Origin of the sequence: uncultured Pontibacter sp., from assembly GCF_947502515.1 — a bacterium.
GTDB lineage: Bacteria > Bacteroidota > Bacteroidia > Cytophagales > Hymenobacteraceae > Pontibacter.
Genome location: NZ_CANNAI010000002.1, coordinates 1 through 15,743, shown reverse-complemented (window position 1 = coordinate 15,743; position 15,743 = coordinate 1). Strand labels below are relative to the sequence as shown.

Below are 15,743 nucleotides of genomic sequence, written 5' to 3'. Positions count from 1 at the left end.
GTAGAATAATAAAGTATTAAATAACAGCAAGTAAATTTTTAACTAAAAATGGCACATCCTAAACGCAAGATTTCGAAGACCAGAAGAGATAAGAGAAGAACTCATCAGAAGCTCTCTGAGAAAGCGATTGCTATCTGCCCTACTACAGATACTCCTCACCTGTTCCACCATGCTTATGTGGTAGAAGGTGATCTGTACCACAAAGGCAAATTGGCGATCAAAAATTATACAACTAACGCTCAGTAAGCTTAGACTGTACTCTGTTTAGTTCTGTATAATTTAACCCCATCCAGTACATGAGGATCGCCCTGGACGCTATGGGCGGCGACTTTGCACCCGAAGCAACTGTAAAGGGTGCTTTGTTAGCCGCAGAGCAGCTTGACACTGATTATGAAATCCTGCTGATCGGCAAGGAAGAAGAAATCAATCCGCTGCTGAAAGAATATGGATACACAGGCACTGGCATCAAAGTAATGAATGCCACACAGGTCATTGAAATGGGAGAACATCCCACGAAAGCCCTGACCCAAAAGCCTGACTCCAGCATTGCTGTTGGTTATGGATTGCTGAAGGCCGGGAAAGCACATGCTTTCTGCAGCGCCGGCAATACCGGCGCCATGCTGGTTGGAGCCATGTTCAGCGTAAAAGCCACTGAAGGTATTCTGCGCCCCGCTATCGGTGGCCTGGTACCGAAACTAAGCGGGGGCTTTGGCATCATGCTCGACGTAGGCGCCAATGCTGACTGCAAGCCAGAGGTTTTGGAACAGTTTGGTGAAATTGGCTCTATTTATGCCAAGTATGTACTGGACATCGAAAAGCCTAAGGTTGGCCTGATGAACCTTGGCGAAGAGGAAGGAAAGGGAACTGTAAATACACAAGCAGCCCACCAGCGCCTCAAAGCCAACCCAAACATCAACTTTATTGGCAACATCGAAGGACGCGATATGTTCAACGACAAAGCCGATGTAATTGTGTGCGATGGGTATACAGGCAACATCATCCTCAAGATGGCGGAATCCATCTACGACATCCTAAACGAGAAGAACATGCATGATCCGTTCTTCGACAAGTTTAATTACGAGGCCGTAGGTGGCAGCCCGATCCTGGGTATCAATGGCAATGCCGTGATCGGTCACGGAGTATCCAGCCCGAAGGCTATTTGCAGCATGGTGCTGCAGGCCCAGAAGATGGTAGCTTCCAACCTGTCAGAGCGATTTAAAAAGCATACAGGCGCCCAATAAGGCGCTGGCTTCGGCCAAACATATTTCTTGGCACAAACTGTCTCCCTACTCTTTTTGCGGTAACGACGGTTTGTGCCAAGTTTTTTTTATTATATTGCCGTCTTAAACTTCCAACACTTATACCTTTCACAACATGAGTAAAATTACTGCCGCGATTACAGGTGTGGCTGGCTATGTTCCCGATTACGTGCTGACGAACAAGGAACTGGAGACAATGGTGGACACAAATGATGAATGGATTCTTTCACGCACCGGTATAAAGGAAAGGCGCATTCTCAAGGGTGAAGGCAAAGGCACTTCCCATATTGCAGTACCGGCAGTACTGGACTTACTCAAGAAAACCAATACAAAAGCAGAAGAAGTAGACCTCCTCATCTGCGCTACTACAACTCCTGACATGGTATTCCCGGCTACGGCCAACCTGATCACGGCAGAGGTGGGCGCTGTGAATGCATTCGGTTACGATCTGCAGGCAGCCTGCTCGGGCTTCCTTTACGCATTGGCAACTGCTTCGAAGTTTATCGAATCGGGTCAGTACAAAAAAGTGATCGTAGTAGGTGCTGACAAGATGTCCTCTATTATTGACTATACCGATCGTACGACCTGCATTATTTTCGGTGATGGCGGCGGAGCCGTGATGCTAGAGCCAAACACGGAAGGCTATGGCATCATCGACTCGGTGTTGAAGTCAGACGGAACAGGCGCACAATACCTGCACATGAAAGCAGGTGGCAGTCGCAAACCGGCCACAATGGACACCATACTGGCGCGTGAGCACTATGCGTACCAGGAAGGTCAACAGGTATTTAAGTTTGCCGTGAAAGGTATGGCAGATGTTTCAGCAGAAGTGATGGAGCGCAATAACCTCACAGCAGAGGATGTTGCCTGGCTAGTACCGCACCAGGCGAACAAGCGCATTATTGACGCCACCGCGAATCGTATGGGCGTTGGAAGCAACAAAGTAATGCTCAACATTGAGCGCTATGGCAACACGACAAGTGGCACTATTCCACTTTGCCTGTGGGAGTACGAGAAGCAACTTAAAAAAGGGGATAACCTGATTCTGGCGGCTTTCGGTGGTGGATTCACCTGGGGCGCGATTTATGTAAAGTGGGCTTATGATCCGAAATAATTTATCCCTCTGTAAACAGAAAAAGCGGCACACTTAGCCGCTTTTTCTGTTTATAGTAATCGTAGCACTTACACGATATCGGCGCGAAGTGCTAAGCGTTTTTCTACCTGGGTCAAAAGCTCCTGAAAACGGTCAGATAGCTTTTCAATGTCTTTCATGCCAGCGTGTGCCTGGTCTATGCTACCATTGCGGTACAAGCCGAACAACTGGTTTGCGCTGGACAGCAAATCATTATGCGTTTTTTGCATACTGTAAAGCTCCGGCTCATTGCCATACTTTACTTTCCCGACCTGCACAAACCAGTTGCTAATTGGGCCAGCATCAGAAAAGAACACACTATCTAGTGCCCCACCATATAGCACAGAACGCACCTTGGACTTAAACAGAATATGTTTAATCCGAATTTGCTGAAAATCTATCTGTGCTGAATTCACGTGCCTCTCCCCTAAATTTTTCTGCTGCTATTCATCATCTACTGCAACACCTAATTCCTGCAGTTTCTTTTTTAACTGATATTTGTCAGTCACATTAAAACCGGCGATCAGTATACCTGTAATCTGGTTATGTTCGTCATAGAGCGGCTGGAAAATAAAGGTCAGGTAATTGTCCTCCAGTTTCCCCTCTGCATTGGCAAGCTTTACAATAATCTCCCTGGCTTCGAACGTCTCCCCTGTCTTGTAGACATTATCCAGAATGTCGATATAGCCCTGGTCAGCAATTTCAGGCAATGCTTCTGCCACCGTCTTTCCGATGAGCTCAACATGTGGGAACAGGTCCTGGTACTTGGGGTTAACCAGCTCATAACGATTCTCAGGACCTTTCAGGATACCAAAGAAAGTCGGCGCCTGCATAATCAATCGCTCCAGGGTCTCCCGCTCGTTCTCGGCTTTGCGGTATGCCAGTTGCACCTGGTCGGCCAGTTCCGACATCTGCTCGTTGCTAGACAGGAGTTCCTGCACCATGTTTTTCACATCATGGATGTCGCTGCAGCTGCCCAGCCACATTTTGATACTGCCATCCTCGTTGCGCATGGGCAGGTAACGGTTGAGGTGCCAGCGGTAATCACCGTCTTTGTCCCGAATGCGAATCTCTAACTGTGATGGCTCCCCTGTCTCAAGTGATTTTTCCCATGCTTTGTTCGCTGCCACCAGATCATCCGGATGTATCGCCTGCTTCCAATCACCAGCTAAAAGCCGCTCAACAGGTATACCAGTATAGTTTTCCCATTGCTTGTTGAAATAGGTAGAACGTCCACTGGCATCATCGGCGTCAACCAGGTGAGGCATTGCATCAGCCATAAAGCTGAACTTTTGCTCAATATCACGAAGCGCGTATTTAGTCTCCTCCCTTTCGGTTACATCTTTTGTTTCCTGTAATATATACACCACCTCCCCTTTTTCATTCAGGATTGGCGTATGTGATGCCTCCCAATAGCGTTCATCATAACCGCTGCCGTCAGGGCGGGAGATCGCATAGCGTATCACATCCAGGTATACCCGCTGGCCTTTCGCTACCGCTTCCTGTATCGAGTGCAATACCGGATTCTGTTCATAAGGCACATTGGGCTCCGGAAAAGCTTCCAGAAGAAAATGTTTGCCTACAATATCATCCAATTGGCGCATCGTCACTTCCAGATAACGCTTGTTGGCCCCCACAATTTTAAGATCGGGGTCAAGCAGTACCATGGCTTCAGGGCTATGTTCAAAGATGAGCTTATAATCCATGCAAAAAAGATTTACATTAAAAAAAGCACCAAGCAGGTGCTGTGGGCATACAACCATACGCAGAAATGCGAAAAGCGCATATGCTGGCACAGCTTATTTCTTTAAAATAAAGCCTAAATTATAGAAAAAAAAATGACTTACCTCCCTATAAGACAGGCTTTGTTGTACTGATGTTCACATCCTGCCTGACAAACAACTTGCCCTAAGCTTTTTAATCAATATTTGAGTATAATAGCTAACTTTGTTTGCAAGACAGCGATTTGCGCTATACTTTTATCGTTTCATTCAATATCAAGCGTAACAACAGCATACTATGGCAACCACAGCTGACATCAGAAATGGTCTGTGCATGGAATACAATAACGACCTCTATGTGGTTATTGAATTTCAGCACGTTAAACCAGGCAAAGGCCCGGCTTTCGTTAGAACAAAGCTTCGCAATATCAAAACCGGCAAAGTAGTCGACAATACTTTCTCTGCCGGCCACAAGATCACAACTGCCCGTGTGGAGCAGCGCCCTCACCAATTTATCTTCAAGGATGACCTGGGGTATAACTTCATGGACATGAATACCTTTGAGCAGGTAGCACTTGACGAAAAGATGGTTCCCTTTGCTGATTTGATGAAAGAAGGTCAGGAAGTAACGATCCTGTTCCATGCCGAGACGGAAACGCCGCTTACCTGTGAGATCCCTCCTTTTGTAGAGCTGACGATTACGTACACAGAGCCAGGCCTCAAAGGTGATACCGCTACAAACGCATCAAAACCAGCTATCGTTGAAACAGGTGCCACCATCCAGGTACCGTTGTTCATTGGCCAGGACGAAAAAATCAAAGTAGACACACGAACTTATTCTTACGCAGAAAGAGTAAAATAGAAAACATGAAAGCTAAAGAAATCCAGGACCTTATTGACTTTATCGCCAAATCTGGCTTGAATAAAGTAAACATTGAGACAGAAGAATTTAAGATCTCGGTGAAGCGCGATCCAGATCAGCAGGTAACGTATGTAAAGGAAGCTGCCTCTGCTCCGGTACAGCACGCTCCTGCTCCAGCCGCTGCCCCTGCTCCCGCAGCACCACAGGCACCAGCCGCTCCGGCCGCTCCGGCAAGCGACGACAGCAAGTACATTGCCATCAAAGCACCTATGATTGGTACCTTCTACCGCTCTTCAAGTCCAGACAAGCCATCATTTGTCAACGTAGGTGACGAGGTGAAAAAGGGCCAGGTGATCTGTATCATCGAAGCGATGAAGCTCTTCAACGAAATCGAGTCAGAAGTATCAGGCAAGATCGTGAAAGTGTTGGTAGACAATGCCAACCCAGTAGAGTATGATCAGCCTCTGTTCCTGGTAGATCCTAGCTAATTCATTGATTTGAAAATGTGAAGATTTGAAAATGGAGAAGGCATGTCCCTCTCCATTTTTATATCATTTTCACGACAGTCTCACGTTTCCAAATCTTCAAATCCGACAATATGTTTAAAAAGATACTAATCGCTAACAGGGGCGAGATTGCCCTGCGCATCATCCGTACCTGTAAGGAGATGGGCATTAAAACGGTAGCTGTGTATTCCACTGCTGATAAGGAAAGTCTGCACGTGCGCTTTGCCGACGAGGCTGTGTGCATCGGACCGCCTCCTAGTGCCCAGTCCTACCTGAACATGCCAAACCTGATCTCGGCTGCCGAGATCACCAATGCAGACGCGATTCACCCGGGTTATGGCTTCCTGTCTGAGAACGCAGAGTTCTCGCGTATTTGCGCTGAGCACAACATCAAGTTCATCGGTGCATCGCCCGAAATGATCAACGCCATGGGTGACAAGGCTTCTGCCAAGGACACCATGAAGAAGGCCGGCGTACCAACTATACCTGGCTCTGACGGCTTGCTTAAGTCTGCAGAGGAAGGCAAGAAACTGGCCAAGAAGATCAAGTACCCAGTTATCATCAAGGCAACTGCCGGTGGTGGTGGTCGTGGTATGCGTATCATCAAGAGCGAAGAAGAGTTCGACAAGGCCTGGAACGATGCCCGTACCGAGTCAAAGGCTGCTTTCGGTAACGATGGCATCTACCTGGAGAAATTCATAGAAGAGCCGCGTCACATCGAGATTCAGCTGATCGGTGACCAGCACGGACAGGTAGCGCACTTGTCAGAGCGTGACTGCTCTATCCAGCGCCGTCACCAGAAACTGGTGGAAGAGACACCTTCTCCTTTCATCACCGACGACCTGCGTGACCGCATGGGCAAGGCTGCCATCAAAGGTGCCAAGGCCATCAACTACGAAGGTGTAGGTACGATCGAGTTCCTGGTAGACAAGCACCGCGAGTTCTACTTCATGGAGATGAACACCCGTATCCAGGTAGAGCACCCGATCACAGAAGAGGTAATCGACTATGACCTGATCAAAGAGCAGATCAAAGTGGCTGCCGGTGAGAAGATCACGGGCAAAAACTACTATCCGAAGATGCACGCCATTGAGTGCCGTATCAACGCCGAGGATCCGAAGAACAACTTCCGTCCTTCTCCAGGTAGGATTACTAATCTTCACGTTCCTGGCGGCCATGGTGTTCGCGTAGACTCCCACGTTTACTCCGGTTATACCATCCCGTCGAACTACGACTCTATGATCGCAAAGCTGATCGTGAGTGCGCAGACACGTGAGGAGGCGCTTGTGAAGATGAAGCGTGCCCTGAGCGAGTTCGTGATTGAAGGAATCAAGACAACGGTACCGTTCCACCTGAAACTGATGGATGATCCGGGCTTTAAAGAAGGAAACTTCACGACGGCATACCTGGATAATTTCGATTTCAGCGCGATATAAGCGTATTAAATTATTTACAAGAAAACCGGTTCAGCAATGGGCCGGTTTTTTTGTTTGGCCCGATATATGTGGTTTTAAAATATAGACCGATTACCATATTTGCGTTAAATTAGCCACGTATCTGAAAAGAAACCGCAATGAAATCAAGCAAGCTATTTGCCATCCTGTTATGGAGTGTACTGACCCTGCAGCTAAGCAGCTGCGTGTCTGTTGTGATGATGGAAACAGTACGCCCTCCCGTGGTGCGGGTGAGTCCTGACCAATGGAAGGTACTGGTCGTTAATCGATACGATCCTGCTGTGCAGGCATCGAATAAAAATGGCAATGTGATGGAAGTGCTGCGTGAAGGAGCATACCAAGCAGCTGGTGGTGTGATGGGTGCCGTTTACAGTGACTCCACCTTTGTGCTGGTCAACCCAGATCAGGCTGTTGCCCTTTCCTCCTCCTCACCCAGGTTGAGCGAAGCCGAAGTGCAGGAATTGTATAGCAAGCACCGCCCTCACCTGATCCTGACACTTGATAAGTTTGACACGCGGTTCGGGAAGCAAATAGATTCCTATGAAGATGAAGACGGCTACAAGACCAAGACAGCCAACTTTGACCTGGTGGTAGCCAGCACCTGGTCGTTGTATGACAGCACAGGTACAGTTCTGGATCAGGCAACTATAGAGCAATCCGATTTTTACGATTCCAGGACAGTAGTAAGTGGTCTGCTCGCTATAGGCCCGGCTATGGGCAAAGCTGGTCCGGTCGTAAACCAATTGGCTGTGGAAACGGGCTATAGCTACTGGGACCGTTTCTACCCGCAGCCGATGCTGCTGGCAAGACAGATTTACACCGGCAGCCCCTTCCAGGATCTCAACCTGATGCTGCTGACAGGGCAGTTTCAGCAGGCCATTACCAAATTGCAGCCTTTGGCACAAGACCTGTCCACCAAAACAGGTATAAGAGCAGCCCATAACCTGGCTGTCGCTTACGAAGCTGCGGGTGATTACGAACAAGCAACGCACTGGGCTCGCCAGGCACAAGGCAAAGGCGATAAGCTGTCAAATAACCTGATTCAACTTTGGGCCACTGCTGGTCTGATCAAATAGTAACTTCAAATAAAACAGCAAAGCCCGGCCATTGAGGCCGGGCTTTGCTGTTTTATCAGTTATACCTTAGGTAGTAGCTGTTTGCTGTTCTTTTTCTATCATTTCTGTCAGTTCACCGTACCAGGCCTCCCCGTATTTGCGGATGAGTGGCTCTTTTAGGAACTGGTATACCTTCACACCCAGGTCTGCTCCAAAATTGCAGGCAGCGGCACAGATGCTCCAGCGGTCGTAATTCAGTGCCTCAAAGTCATCGTACTTGGTGATGCGGATCGGGTATAGGTGGCAGGAGATCGGTTTCTTCCAACTGATCTTTCCATCGTAATAGGCCTGTTCAATCGCGCACTTGAGTATACCCTCGTTATCGTAGAGCGCATAAGCACACTCTCTGTTTTCGATGGTTGGGGTAGAAAAGTCTCCTTCAAAATCCTCAATGTAAAGCCCCTGCTCCTCCACAGCCAGTTTACCGGCTCCGGTCATGTAAGGCTTAATGTGCTCGTAGTTCTCTTCCAGTATAGTCAGTTCTTCTGCATCGAGCGGAGCGCCCAAGTCGCCTTCTATGCAGCAGGCCCCTTTGCACTTTTCTAGATTGCAGACAAAGAAATTATCGCGGATGTCGTCACTGATGACGGTATTCTGGAGAACGATCATGTGTTGTAGGCAGTAAAATAAGCTTCTTATACTGGTGTCACCAGCAAAGATGAGACAAAATTAAAGTTAAATAAGTTTAGACTAACGCTTAGGTGCGCTCGCTCCTGCCGCCACCAGAATATTCTGAACGCTCTCGCGTTTTGCATAGTCCATGGCTGTTTTACCATTGTAGTCGCGCAGGCTCGGGTCAGCGCCAGCGTTGATCAGCATCACAATCACCTCGTTGCCACCATCCAGCTGACAAGCCAGCATAAGTGGCGTCAGGCCGTCCAGGTTTTGGATGTTCGGATTGGCACCACCCTGCAGCAAGCGGCTCATTTCCATCATATGTGTGCCGTTGGCAAAGCGCACCGCATAATACAGGGCTGTATTGCCTTTGTTGTCCACTATATTCGGATCAGCTTTGTACTTGAACAGTGTATCCAGCAACTGCGCCTGCTCAATCTCGAAGCCTTCTGTATTGATGCGGGCTCCTGACATAGCATAGTGCAGGGCTGTTTTGCCATCCTGGTCGGTTGCATTTACGTCAGCCCCTGCCTGCAGCAACTGGCTAGCCACCTGCAGTCGTACATCGGGCTGGTAGATCACGCCATAGTCTTCGAGTAGCAGCGGAATGAAAATGCCATGCATAAGCGGTGTGCGCAGCCTGAAATCAAAATCATAGCCATTCGGCACAGACACCGTGTTGACGTAGGCACCATTTTCCAGTGAACGTTTCACGATGTCCGGGTTACGTTCAATGGATGCCAGCACCAATTTCTGATCAGAAGACTGGTTAAGATACTTGAGCTGCTCAAACGCATTGGAGCTACCCTGTGAGATGGCCTCGTGGTAAAGTTTGCGTGCTTTTTCTGGCTCCACTTTGCCCAGGTTACCTTCTTCGTAAAGCAAGCCCAAGGTATAGAGGGCTTCTTTTTCTCCGACAGCGGCGCCTTTCTCGAGCCAGTACTTTGCCTGTGCTACGTCCTCTTTCACGCCCTCCCCTCTCAGGTATAGGTTAGCCAACGAGGTATAGGCTGCCACATCGTTTAACTCAGCGGCTCGTTTGATATAGGTAAAGGCATACTCCTTGTCCTCCATTTCGCCGTAGCCGGTATAGTACATACTGCCCAGGATGCGGTTACTGAAGGCATCGCCCGCAATGGCCATGTCCCGGATGTCGAGGGCGGCACTGCGCATGAGTCGGGTAAAGCGCTGCTTGTCCTCGTCGTTGCGCAGGGTCATCAGCTCAGCCAAACCCAGGTTGCCATAGAGGCTACTGCCCTCCAGTGCCTTTTCGAACAGGATACGGGCCGTGTCAGGGTCAGCTTTATAAAACTTCTCCGGGTTGCGCACATAGGCAACCGAGTCAGATGAAATGATCGAATCGATCGGCGCTCCATCTTCCCGAAGCTCGCCGTACTGGTGCATGCGGCCCATAAAGTAATAAGCAGCTGCCTCATCACGAGCAGCAGCCTGCCGGAACTTGGCATAGGCTTCGTTGAATTGCAGGCCGATGTAAAGGTCCATAGCCTCCTGCATTTCCGGTGTGCGCCATACCTGTTTGGCGGAACGCGGCACCTTTGCCTGTCTCAGGGAGTCTGGGATCACCTTGACAACCTGAGTAGTATCGGATTGCGCCACAGCCAGATGGCCGGCCGGGAGCAGTGCAAGTAGCAACAGAAGCTTTTTCATGCGTGGTATTGGGATCATATATTTTTCAGGTATAGCACAGGTATAAAACCCGCCCCAACCTTCTCAATTTTACAAAGATACAGATAATGCGGCGTTTCTCTAAAAAGCCCTGCCTGAAGACACGCAAATGAGAGGCCAAAAACGCATTACTTTATAAGAAACCAAAAGGAGGGGCTGTCTGGTTCTCTAAATGTGCAATCACCGTTCCTAAAACGGATAGGAATGTGTAAATTGCATGGATTATCAAAGTAGCACGCGGAAGAAAGCAAATGGATTATATTAGTTTACTGAACGAGTCGCAGCGCAAGGCCGTGCTCCACACCGAGGGGCCTGCCATGATCATTGCGGGTGCCGGCTCAGGCAAAACAAGAGTACTAACTTACCGGATCGCCTACCTGATCAGCCAGGGGGTGGATCCGTTTAACATACTGGCCCTGACCTTTACCAACAAGGCGGCCAAGGAGATGCGCCACCGTATCGAAAAAGTGATCGGCAACGAGGCCAAGAACATTTGGATGGGTACTTTTCACTCGGTGTTCTCCCGCATACTAAGAGCGGAGGCCGATAAAATTGGCTACCCAAAAAGCTTCACCATTTACGATACCGACGACTCCAAGACACTCATTCGCAACATTGTGAAGGAGATGAACCTGGACGACAAGCTTTACAAGCCGAACATCGTGCTGGGCCGTATTTCTTCAGCCAAAAACAAGCTGATTTCGGTGAAGCAGTACCTGAACGATGCCGTGATTCAGGCCGACGACGAAGCGGCTATGCGCCCAAAGATCGGTAAGATCTATGAGCAGTATGCGAACCGCTGCTTCAAGGCCGGCGCCATGGACTTCGATGACTTACTGTTCCAGACCAACGTGCTGTTCCGCGACCACCCGGATGCGCTCAACAAGTACCAGAACATCTTTAAGTTTGTGATGGTGGACGAGTATCAGGATACGAACTACTCGCAGTACCTGATCACGCGCAAGCTGGCCGCCCAGAACCGCAATATTGTGGTGGTGGGTGACGATGCGCAGTCTATCTACGCCTTCCGAGGTGCTGACATCCAGAACATCCTCAATTTTGAGCGTGACTACCCGGAGCTGGAGGTGTTTAAGCTGGAGCAAAACTACCGTTCTACCAAGAACATCGTGAACGCCGCTAACTCGGTAATCAAGAATAACTCTGCCCAGCTCAAGAAGGACGTGTACACGGACAACGAGCAGGGACCGTTGATCGAGGTGATCAAGGCCAACTCCGACAACGAGGAAGGCAAACTGGTGGCCACGACGATCTTCGAAGACAAGATGAGCAACCACCTCTCCTACGACGACTTTGCTATCCTTTACCGGACCAATGCGCAGTCCAGAGCCATGGAAGAGGCCCTGCGCCGCATGAACATCCGGTATAAGATTGTGGGCGGCCTGTCGTTCTATCAGCGCAAGGAGATCAAGGATTTGATTGCTTACCTGCGCCTTGTCGTGAATCCGAACGACGAGCAGGCGCTGCGTCGCGTAATCAACTACCCAAAGCGAGGTATAGGTGAAACCACCGAGCAGAAACTGTTTGTGACGGCTGATGAGACGAACCACAGCGTATGGGAAGTGATTCAGAACGCCGGGCAGTTCCTGGGCAACCGGGTGGGCACTGCCATCGAGAACTTCTCGATTATGATCAAAGACTTTGCCCGCATTGCCGATAACCAAGATGCCTTTGAGGTAGCCAAGCATGTTGCCAAGCACTCCGGTATAGTCGACGACCTCTACCAGGACAAAACCGTGGAGGGCCTCGCCCGCTACGAAAACATACAGGAGCTCCTTAACGGTATAAAAGAGTATGTAGACGATCCTGAGAAAGAGGACAAGAGTCTGTCGGCTTTCCTGCAGGATATCGCCCTGATCACCGATGCCGATACCAAGGCCGATATGGATGGGGAGTTTGTTACCCTGATGACCATTCACTCAGCCAAAGGTCTGGAGTTTAAGAACGTGTTCATCGTAGGTATGGAAGAGAACCTCTTCCCGAGCCAGATGATGCTGAACTCACGTGCTGACCTGGAAGAAGAAAGACGCCTTTTCTACGTAGCCATCACCCGTGCCGAAAAAAAGCTATACCTGACGTACGCCACAAGCCGTTACCAGTGGGGTAACCTGCGGGCCTGCGAGAAGAGCCGCTTCCTCGACGAGATCGATCCGAAGTACCTTAACTTCAAGTATGGCGAGCAGAATACGGCCAGCGGCGGTGGAGGAAACGTGTTTGACCGCGTGCTGCAGCGTAAGAGCAGCATCAGCAGTCTGGTACAGCCACCGGCCCGCAAACAGGCGGCCACGGCCTATACCGCCCCTGCCGATTTTAAACCGAGCGATACCTCAAATCTGGCAGCTGGCATGAAAGTAGAGCACCCTAAATTCGGCTTTGGCGTAGTATCCAAAATAGACACACAAGGCAACAGCACCAAGGCTATCATCAACTTCGACGAAGTAGGCGAAAAAACCCTGCTGCTGAGCTTTGCCAAGCTGAGAATTCATAATTGAGTGAATGAGTGATTTAGTGAATGAGTGATTATTCTATTTTTGATTTAATGGTTGAGTGAGTTTTGTTTTTGTTGATTTATTTCGATCCTCAAAATTTCTAAATTCAATAAAATTAAAACTCACTCAACCACTAAATCACTCATTCACTCAATAAAAATATATCCCTACATTTGAGATTCATAAATTGAGATAATGGAAGCAAGTACCACCTTTAAGCAAGACCTGTTGCTGCGCGAGTACGGCAGAAACGTTCAGGACCTGGTCAACCACATCCTGTCGGTAGAAGACCGCTCAGAGCGCACCCGTCTGTCGCACCTGCTCGTCAACCTGATGGCCAAACTGAATCCGCAGTTGCGCGACACACAGGACTTTCAGCAAAAACTATGGAACCACCTCTATGTGATGTCCGGCTCCAAACTCGACGTGGATGCTCCATACCCACTCAGTGCGATGGAGTACCTCAACGACAAGCCGCAGCCAATGGAGTACCCACTGAGCACGCCAAGGTATAAGCACTATGGCCAGAACGTGGAGCTACTGATTCAGCGCGCCACAGAGATCGAGGATGATCAGGAGCGTGAAGCCGCGACAATCTCGATCGGTAAACTGATGAAGACGCTGTACCGCTCTTATAACAAAGACAGCATCACAGACGATGTGATTCTGAACGATATACAGCAGATCTCCAAAGGAAAACTGAACCTGGACCTGGCTATGATCGAGAGCAATAACCTGTTCGAATCCGTGAGCAGCAAGTCGCAGGACAGTGGCAGCAACCGCTCGCAGCAGCAGCAAAACCGCGGTGGCGATAACCGTGGCCGCAAAAACACCAGAACAACTTCCAATCAACGAAACAAATAGTATTAAATGGCTTCATTTGAAGTAAAAGGCGGTGCAAAACTGCGCGGAGAGATTATTCCGCAGGGTGCCAAAAACGAGGCACTGCAAATCTTGTGCGCCGTACTCCTTACCCCCGAGAAAGTAACGATCTCTAATATCCCCGATATTCGCGACGTCAATAAACTGATTGACCTGCTGCGTTCGCTGGGTGTAAAAACTGAGCGCCTGGCGCCGGATACCTATACCTTTCAGGCAGATGATATCGATATCAACTTCCTGGACTCCGAACGATTTGTGGAGTTGGGTCGTGCTATCAGAGGTTCTGTGATGATCGTGGGTCCGATGCTGGCCCGGTTTGGCAAAGCGAAGATGCCGAAGCCAGGTGGTGACAAGATCGGTCGCCGCAGGCTGGACACGCACTTTACAGGCTTCGAGAAACTGGGCGCTTCTTTCGAGTACAGCGCTGAAGACGACTTCTTTACAGTTACGTCACCAGGCCTGAAAGGTGCGTATATGTTGCTTGACGAAGCTTCCGTAACAGGTACAGCCAACATCCTGATGGCTGCAGTACTAGCAGAAGGTACCACCACGATCTATAATGCAGCCTGCGAACCTTACGTGCAGCAGCTGTGCCGCATGCTCAACCGCATGGGTGCCAAGATCAGCGGCATTGGTTCTAACCTGCTCGTGATAGAGGGTGTTGAGAAACTGGGCGGCACTGATCACCGCATGCTGCCCGACATGATCGAGATCGGTTCTTTCATTGGTCTTGCTGCCATGACGGGTTCAGAGATCACCATCAAAGACTGCCAGATTCCGGAGTTGGGCCTTATACCGGACACTTTCCAGCGACTGGGCATCAAAATGGAATTCCGTGGCGACGACATCTTTATACCTGAGCAGGACCGCTACGAAGTAGACACCTACATCGACGGCAGCATCCTGAACATTGCTGACCATACCTGGCCAGGCCTGACGCCTGACCTGCTGAGCGTTGCTCTTGTAGTGGCTACACAGGCAAAGGGTACGGTACTGGTACACCAGAAAATGTTCGAGAGCCGCCTGTTCTTCGTGGACAAGCTCATCGACATGGGTGCTCAGATTATTCTCTGTGACCCGCACCGTGCTACTGTGATCGGTCAGAACAAGCAGATTCCGCTTCGTGGCATCCGCATGACCTCGCCTGACATTCGTGCTGGTGTAGCCCTGCTCATTGCTGCTCTTTCTGCTGAAGGCACCAGCATCATCGACAACGTAGAGCAGATCGACCGCGGCTACCAGAACATCGACGGCCGACTGAATGCGCTGGGTGCACAGATCAGAAGAATGTAGCATCTCGATTGAAAATTAAAGTGAAAGAGCGCTCCGAAATGGGCGCTCTTTTTATTTTGTCGAGGTAGGGTATGGAAGAATATATTAGGTATATTGTATATGTATTTAGTAGGTATAGAGGGGACTATACCTGTAGTGCAGATAGTAGGAGTAGGTACTCCTATTATATACTAGTTATACTTTATATTAATTGAAAATTGACCTTCAAAGGATTAGTTAAATAGCTCAATCCAACTAGGTGAACCTAGTTGGATTTTTAATTGCAACTTACGCAATTGGACTAATCGACATAATTCTTGGGAGGGATAACAACAACCTGAATAGCTTCGATGAATTTTACATCGCACTAATTATGGTTCCGATATTTCTGCTCACATATGGACTTCTGCCTATACTTGGTTTTCTGCTAGTTATGCTAGTGCTGGACACAGCTTTCTTTTTCAAAAATAGCAAGTATGTGCTCCCTATATTACTTGTGCAATGGGTGCTTATCGTACCGCGATTTATAATGTGGGCATTTGAGTCCGAATATTGGCTTTGGATATACTTGGCACTTTCCTTTTTAATTACTCAGTTTTTAAGAAGCAAAAAGGTCAAATCAATTATCTTGAAAGAAAATAGAATTACAAAGTATAATCGAGTAGACGGCCCCGTCAGCGTTAGCTGACGGGGTGCGCCTCTCACACCACTGTACAAGCGGGTCTCGCATAC

General features: G+C 49.0%; 14 protein-coding genes. 10 read left to right on the top strand and 4 right to left on the bottom strand.

Annotation, left to right across the window (positions count from 1 at the left end; genetic code table 11):
* Positions 1-48 precede the first annotated feature (48 nt).
* The 3 genes from rpmF (at position 49) to Q1A54_RS04820 (ending at position 2,373) form a co-directional block, all read left to right on the top strand.
* Positions 49-246 carry a 50S ribosomal protein L32 gene (gene rpmF / locus Q1A54_RS04830; protein ID WP_007658910.1) on the top strand — a complete coding sequence of 66 codons (198 nt, stop codon included), beginning with the start codon at positions 49-51 and terminating at the stop codon, positions 244-246.
* Positions 247-296: 50 nt separating this feature from the next.
* Entirely contained in the window at positions 297-1,241 is a 945-nt protein-coding gene (plsX, locus tag Q1A54_RS04825; protein ID WP_299985491.1) for a phosphate acyltransferase PlsX, read from the top strand.
* A 133-nt stretch (positions 1,242-1,374) separates the two neighbouring features.
* On the top strand, positions 1,375-2,373 hold the full coding sequence (locus Q1A54_RS04820; protein ID WP_076421630.1) for a beta-ketoacyl-ACP synthase III: 999 nt from the start codon (positions 1,375-1,377) through the stop codon (positions 2,371-2,373).
* Positions 2,374-2,441: 68 nt separating this feature from the next.
* Here the strand turns inward: Q1A54_RS04820 and Q1A54_RS04815 are convergent, their stop codons facing one another.
* Positions 2,442-2,621, bottom strand: a complete 180-nt coding sequence (locus tag Q1A54_RS04815) for a hypothetical protein (RefSeq protein ID WP_299985486.1) — start codon at positions 2,619-2,621, stop codon at positions 2,442-2,444.
* 213 nt (positions 2,622-2,834) lie between these two features.
* Positions 2,835-4,097: a PAS domain-containing protein gene (locus tag Q1A54_RS04810; RefSeq protein WP_299985484.1), complete on the bottom strand. Its 1,263-nt coding sequence runs from the start codon at positions 4,095-4,097 to the stop codon at positions 2,835-2,837.
* Between the two features lie 313 nt (positions 4,098-4,410).
* Here Q1A54_RS04810 and efp point away from each other — a divergent pair, with 313 nt between their 5' ends.
* The 4 genes from efp (at position 4,411) to Q1A54_RS04790 (ending at position 8,010) form a co-directional block, all read left to right on the top strand.
* Entirely contained in the window at positions 4,411-4,974 is a 564-nt protein-coding gene (gene efp, locus Q1A54_RS04805) for an elongation factor P (protein WP_007660147.1), read from the top strand.
* 5 nt (positions 4,975-4,979) lie between these two features.
* Positions 4,980-5,462 (top strand): acetyl-CoA carboxylase biotin carboxyl carrier protein, encoded by a 483-nt coding sequence (gene accB / locus Q1A54_RS04800; RefSeq protein WP_299985482.1) that lies wholly within the window; start codon positions 4,980-4,982, stop codon positions 5,460-5,462.
* A 110-nt stretch (positions 5,463-5,572) separates the two neighbouring features.
* Positions 5,573-6,916, top strand: a complete 1,344-nt coding sequence (gene accC, locus Q1A54_RS04795) for an acetyl-CoA carboxylase biotin carboxylase subunit (RefSeq protein ID WP_196120598.1) — start codon at positions 5,573-5,575, stop codon at positions 6,914-6,916.
* 137 nt (positions 6,917-7,053) lie between these two features.
* Positions 7,054-8,010 carry a DUF6340 family protein gene (locus Q1A54_RS04790; RefSeq protein WP_299985479.1) on the top strand — a complete coding sequence of 319 codons (957 nt, stop codon included), beginning with the start codon at positions 7,054-7,056 and terminating at the stop codon, positions 8,008-8,010.
* Between the two features lie 66 nt (positions 8,011-8,076).
* On the opposite strand, the gene Q1A54_RS04785 is transcribed toward Q1A54_RS04790, so the two are convergent.
* Positions 8,077-8,658, bottom strand: a complete 582-nt coding sequence (locus Q1A54_RS04785) for a DUF3109 family protein (RefSeq protein ID WP_299985477.1) — start codon at positions 8,656-8,658, stop codon at positions 8,077-8,079.
* Positions 8,659-8,739: 81 nt separating this feature from the next.
* On the bottom strand, positions 8,740-10,350 hold the full coding sequence (locus Q1A54_RS04780) for an ankyrin repeat domain-containing protein (protein WP_299985475.1): 1,611 nt from the start codon (positions 10,348-10,350) through the stop codon (positions 8,740-8,742).
* A 251-nt stretch (positions 10,351-10,601) separates the two neighbouring features.
* On the opposite strand from Q1A54_RS04780, the gene Q1A54_RS04775 reads away from it, so the two are divergent.
* The 3 genes from Q1A54_RS04775 (at position 10,602) to murA (ending at position 15,032) form a co-directional block, all read left to right on the top strand.
* Entirely contained in the window at positions 10,602-12,860 is a 2,259-nt protein-coding gene (locus tag Q1A54_RS04775; RefSeq protein WP_299985473.1) for an ATP-dependent helicase, read from the top strand.
* A gap of 192 nt (positions 12,861-13,052) precedes the next feature.
* Positions 13,053-13,721, top strand: a complete 669-nt coding sequence (locus Q1A54_RS04770) for a DUF4290 domain-containing protein (protein ID WP_196120602.1) — start codon at positions 13,053-13,055, stop codon at positions 13,719-13,721.
* 6 nt (positions 13,722-13,727) lie between these two features.
* Positions 13,728-15,032, top strand: a complete 1,305-nt coding sequence (murA, locus tag Q1A54_RS04765; protein ID WP_299985469.1) for a UDP-N-acetylglucosamine 1-carboxyvinyltransferase — start codon at positions 13,728-13,730, stop codon at positions 15,030-15,032.
* Positions 15,033-15,743: the final 711 nt, after the last annotated feature.

Coding starts and splice junctions, on each gene's coding strand:
- rpmF (WP_007658910.1), top strand. CDS start 49: ATGGCACATCCTAAACGCAAGATTTCGAAGACCAGAAGAGATAAGAGA.
- plsX (WP_299985491.1), top strand. CDS start 297: ATGAGGATCGCCCTGGACGCTATGGGCGGCGACTTTGCACCCGAAGCA.
- Q1A54_RS04820 (WP_076421630.1), top strand. CDS start 1,375: ATGAGTAAAATTACTGCCGCGATTACAGGTGTGGCTGGCTATGTTCCC.
- Q1A54_RS04815 (WP_299985486.1), bottom strand. CDS start 2,621: ATGCAAAAAACGCATAATGATTTGCTGTCCAGCGCAAACCAGTTGTTC.
- Q1A54_RS04810 (WP_299985484.1), bottom strand. CDS start 4,097: ATGGATTATAAGCTCATCTTTGAACATAGCCCTGAAGCCATGGTACTG.
- efp (WP_007660147.1), top strand. CDS start 4,411: ATGGCAACCACAGCTGACATCAGAAATGGTCTGTGCATGGAATACAAT.
- accB (WP_299985482.1), top strand. CDS start 4,980: ATGAAAGCTAAAGAAATCCAGGACCTTATTGACTTTATCGCCAAATCT.
- accC (WP_196120598.1), top strand. CDS start 5,573: ATGTTTAAAAAGATACTAATCGCTAACAGGGGCGAGATTGCCCTGCGC.
- Q1A54_RS04790 (WP_299985479.1), top strand. CDS start 7,054: ATGAAATCAAGCAAGCTATTTGCCATCCTGTTATGGAGTGTACTGACC.
- Q1A54_RS04785 (WP_299985477.1), bottom strand. CDS start 8,658: ATGATCGTTCTCCAGAATACCGTCATCAGTGACGACATCCGCGATAAT.
- Q1A54_RS04780 (WP_299985475.1), bottom strand. CDS start 10,350: ATGATCCCAATACCACGCATGAAAAAGCTTCTGTTGCTACTTGCACTG.
- Q1A54_RS04775 (WP_299985473.1), top strand. CDS start 10,602: ATGGATTATATTAGTTTACTGAACGAGTCGCAGCGCAAGGCCGTGCTC.
- Q1A54_RS04770 (WP_196120602.1), top strand. CDS start 13,053: ATGGAAGCAAGTACCACCTTTAAGCAAGACCTGTTGCTGCGCGAGTAC.
- murA (WP_299985469.1), top strand. CDS start 13,728: ATGGCTTCATTTGAAGTAAAAGGCGGTGCAAAACTGCGCGGAGAGATT.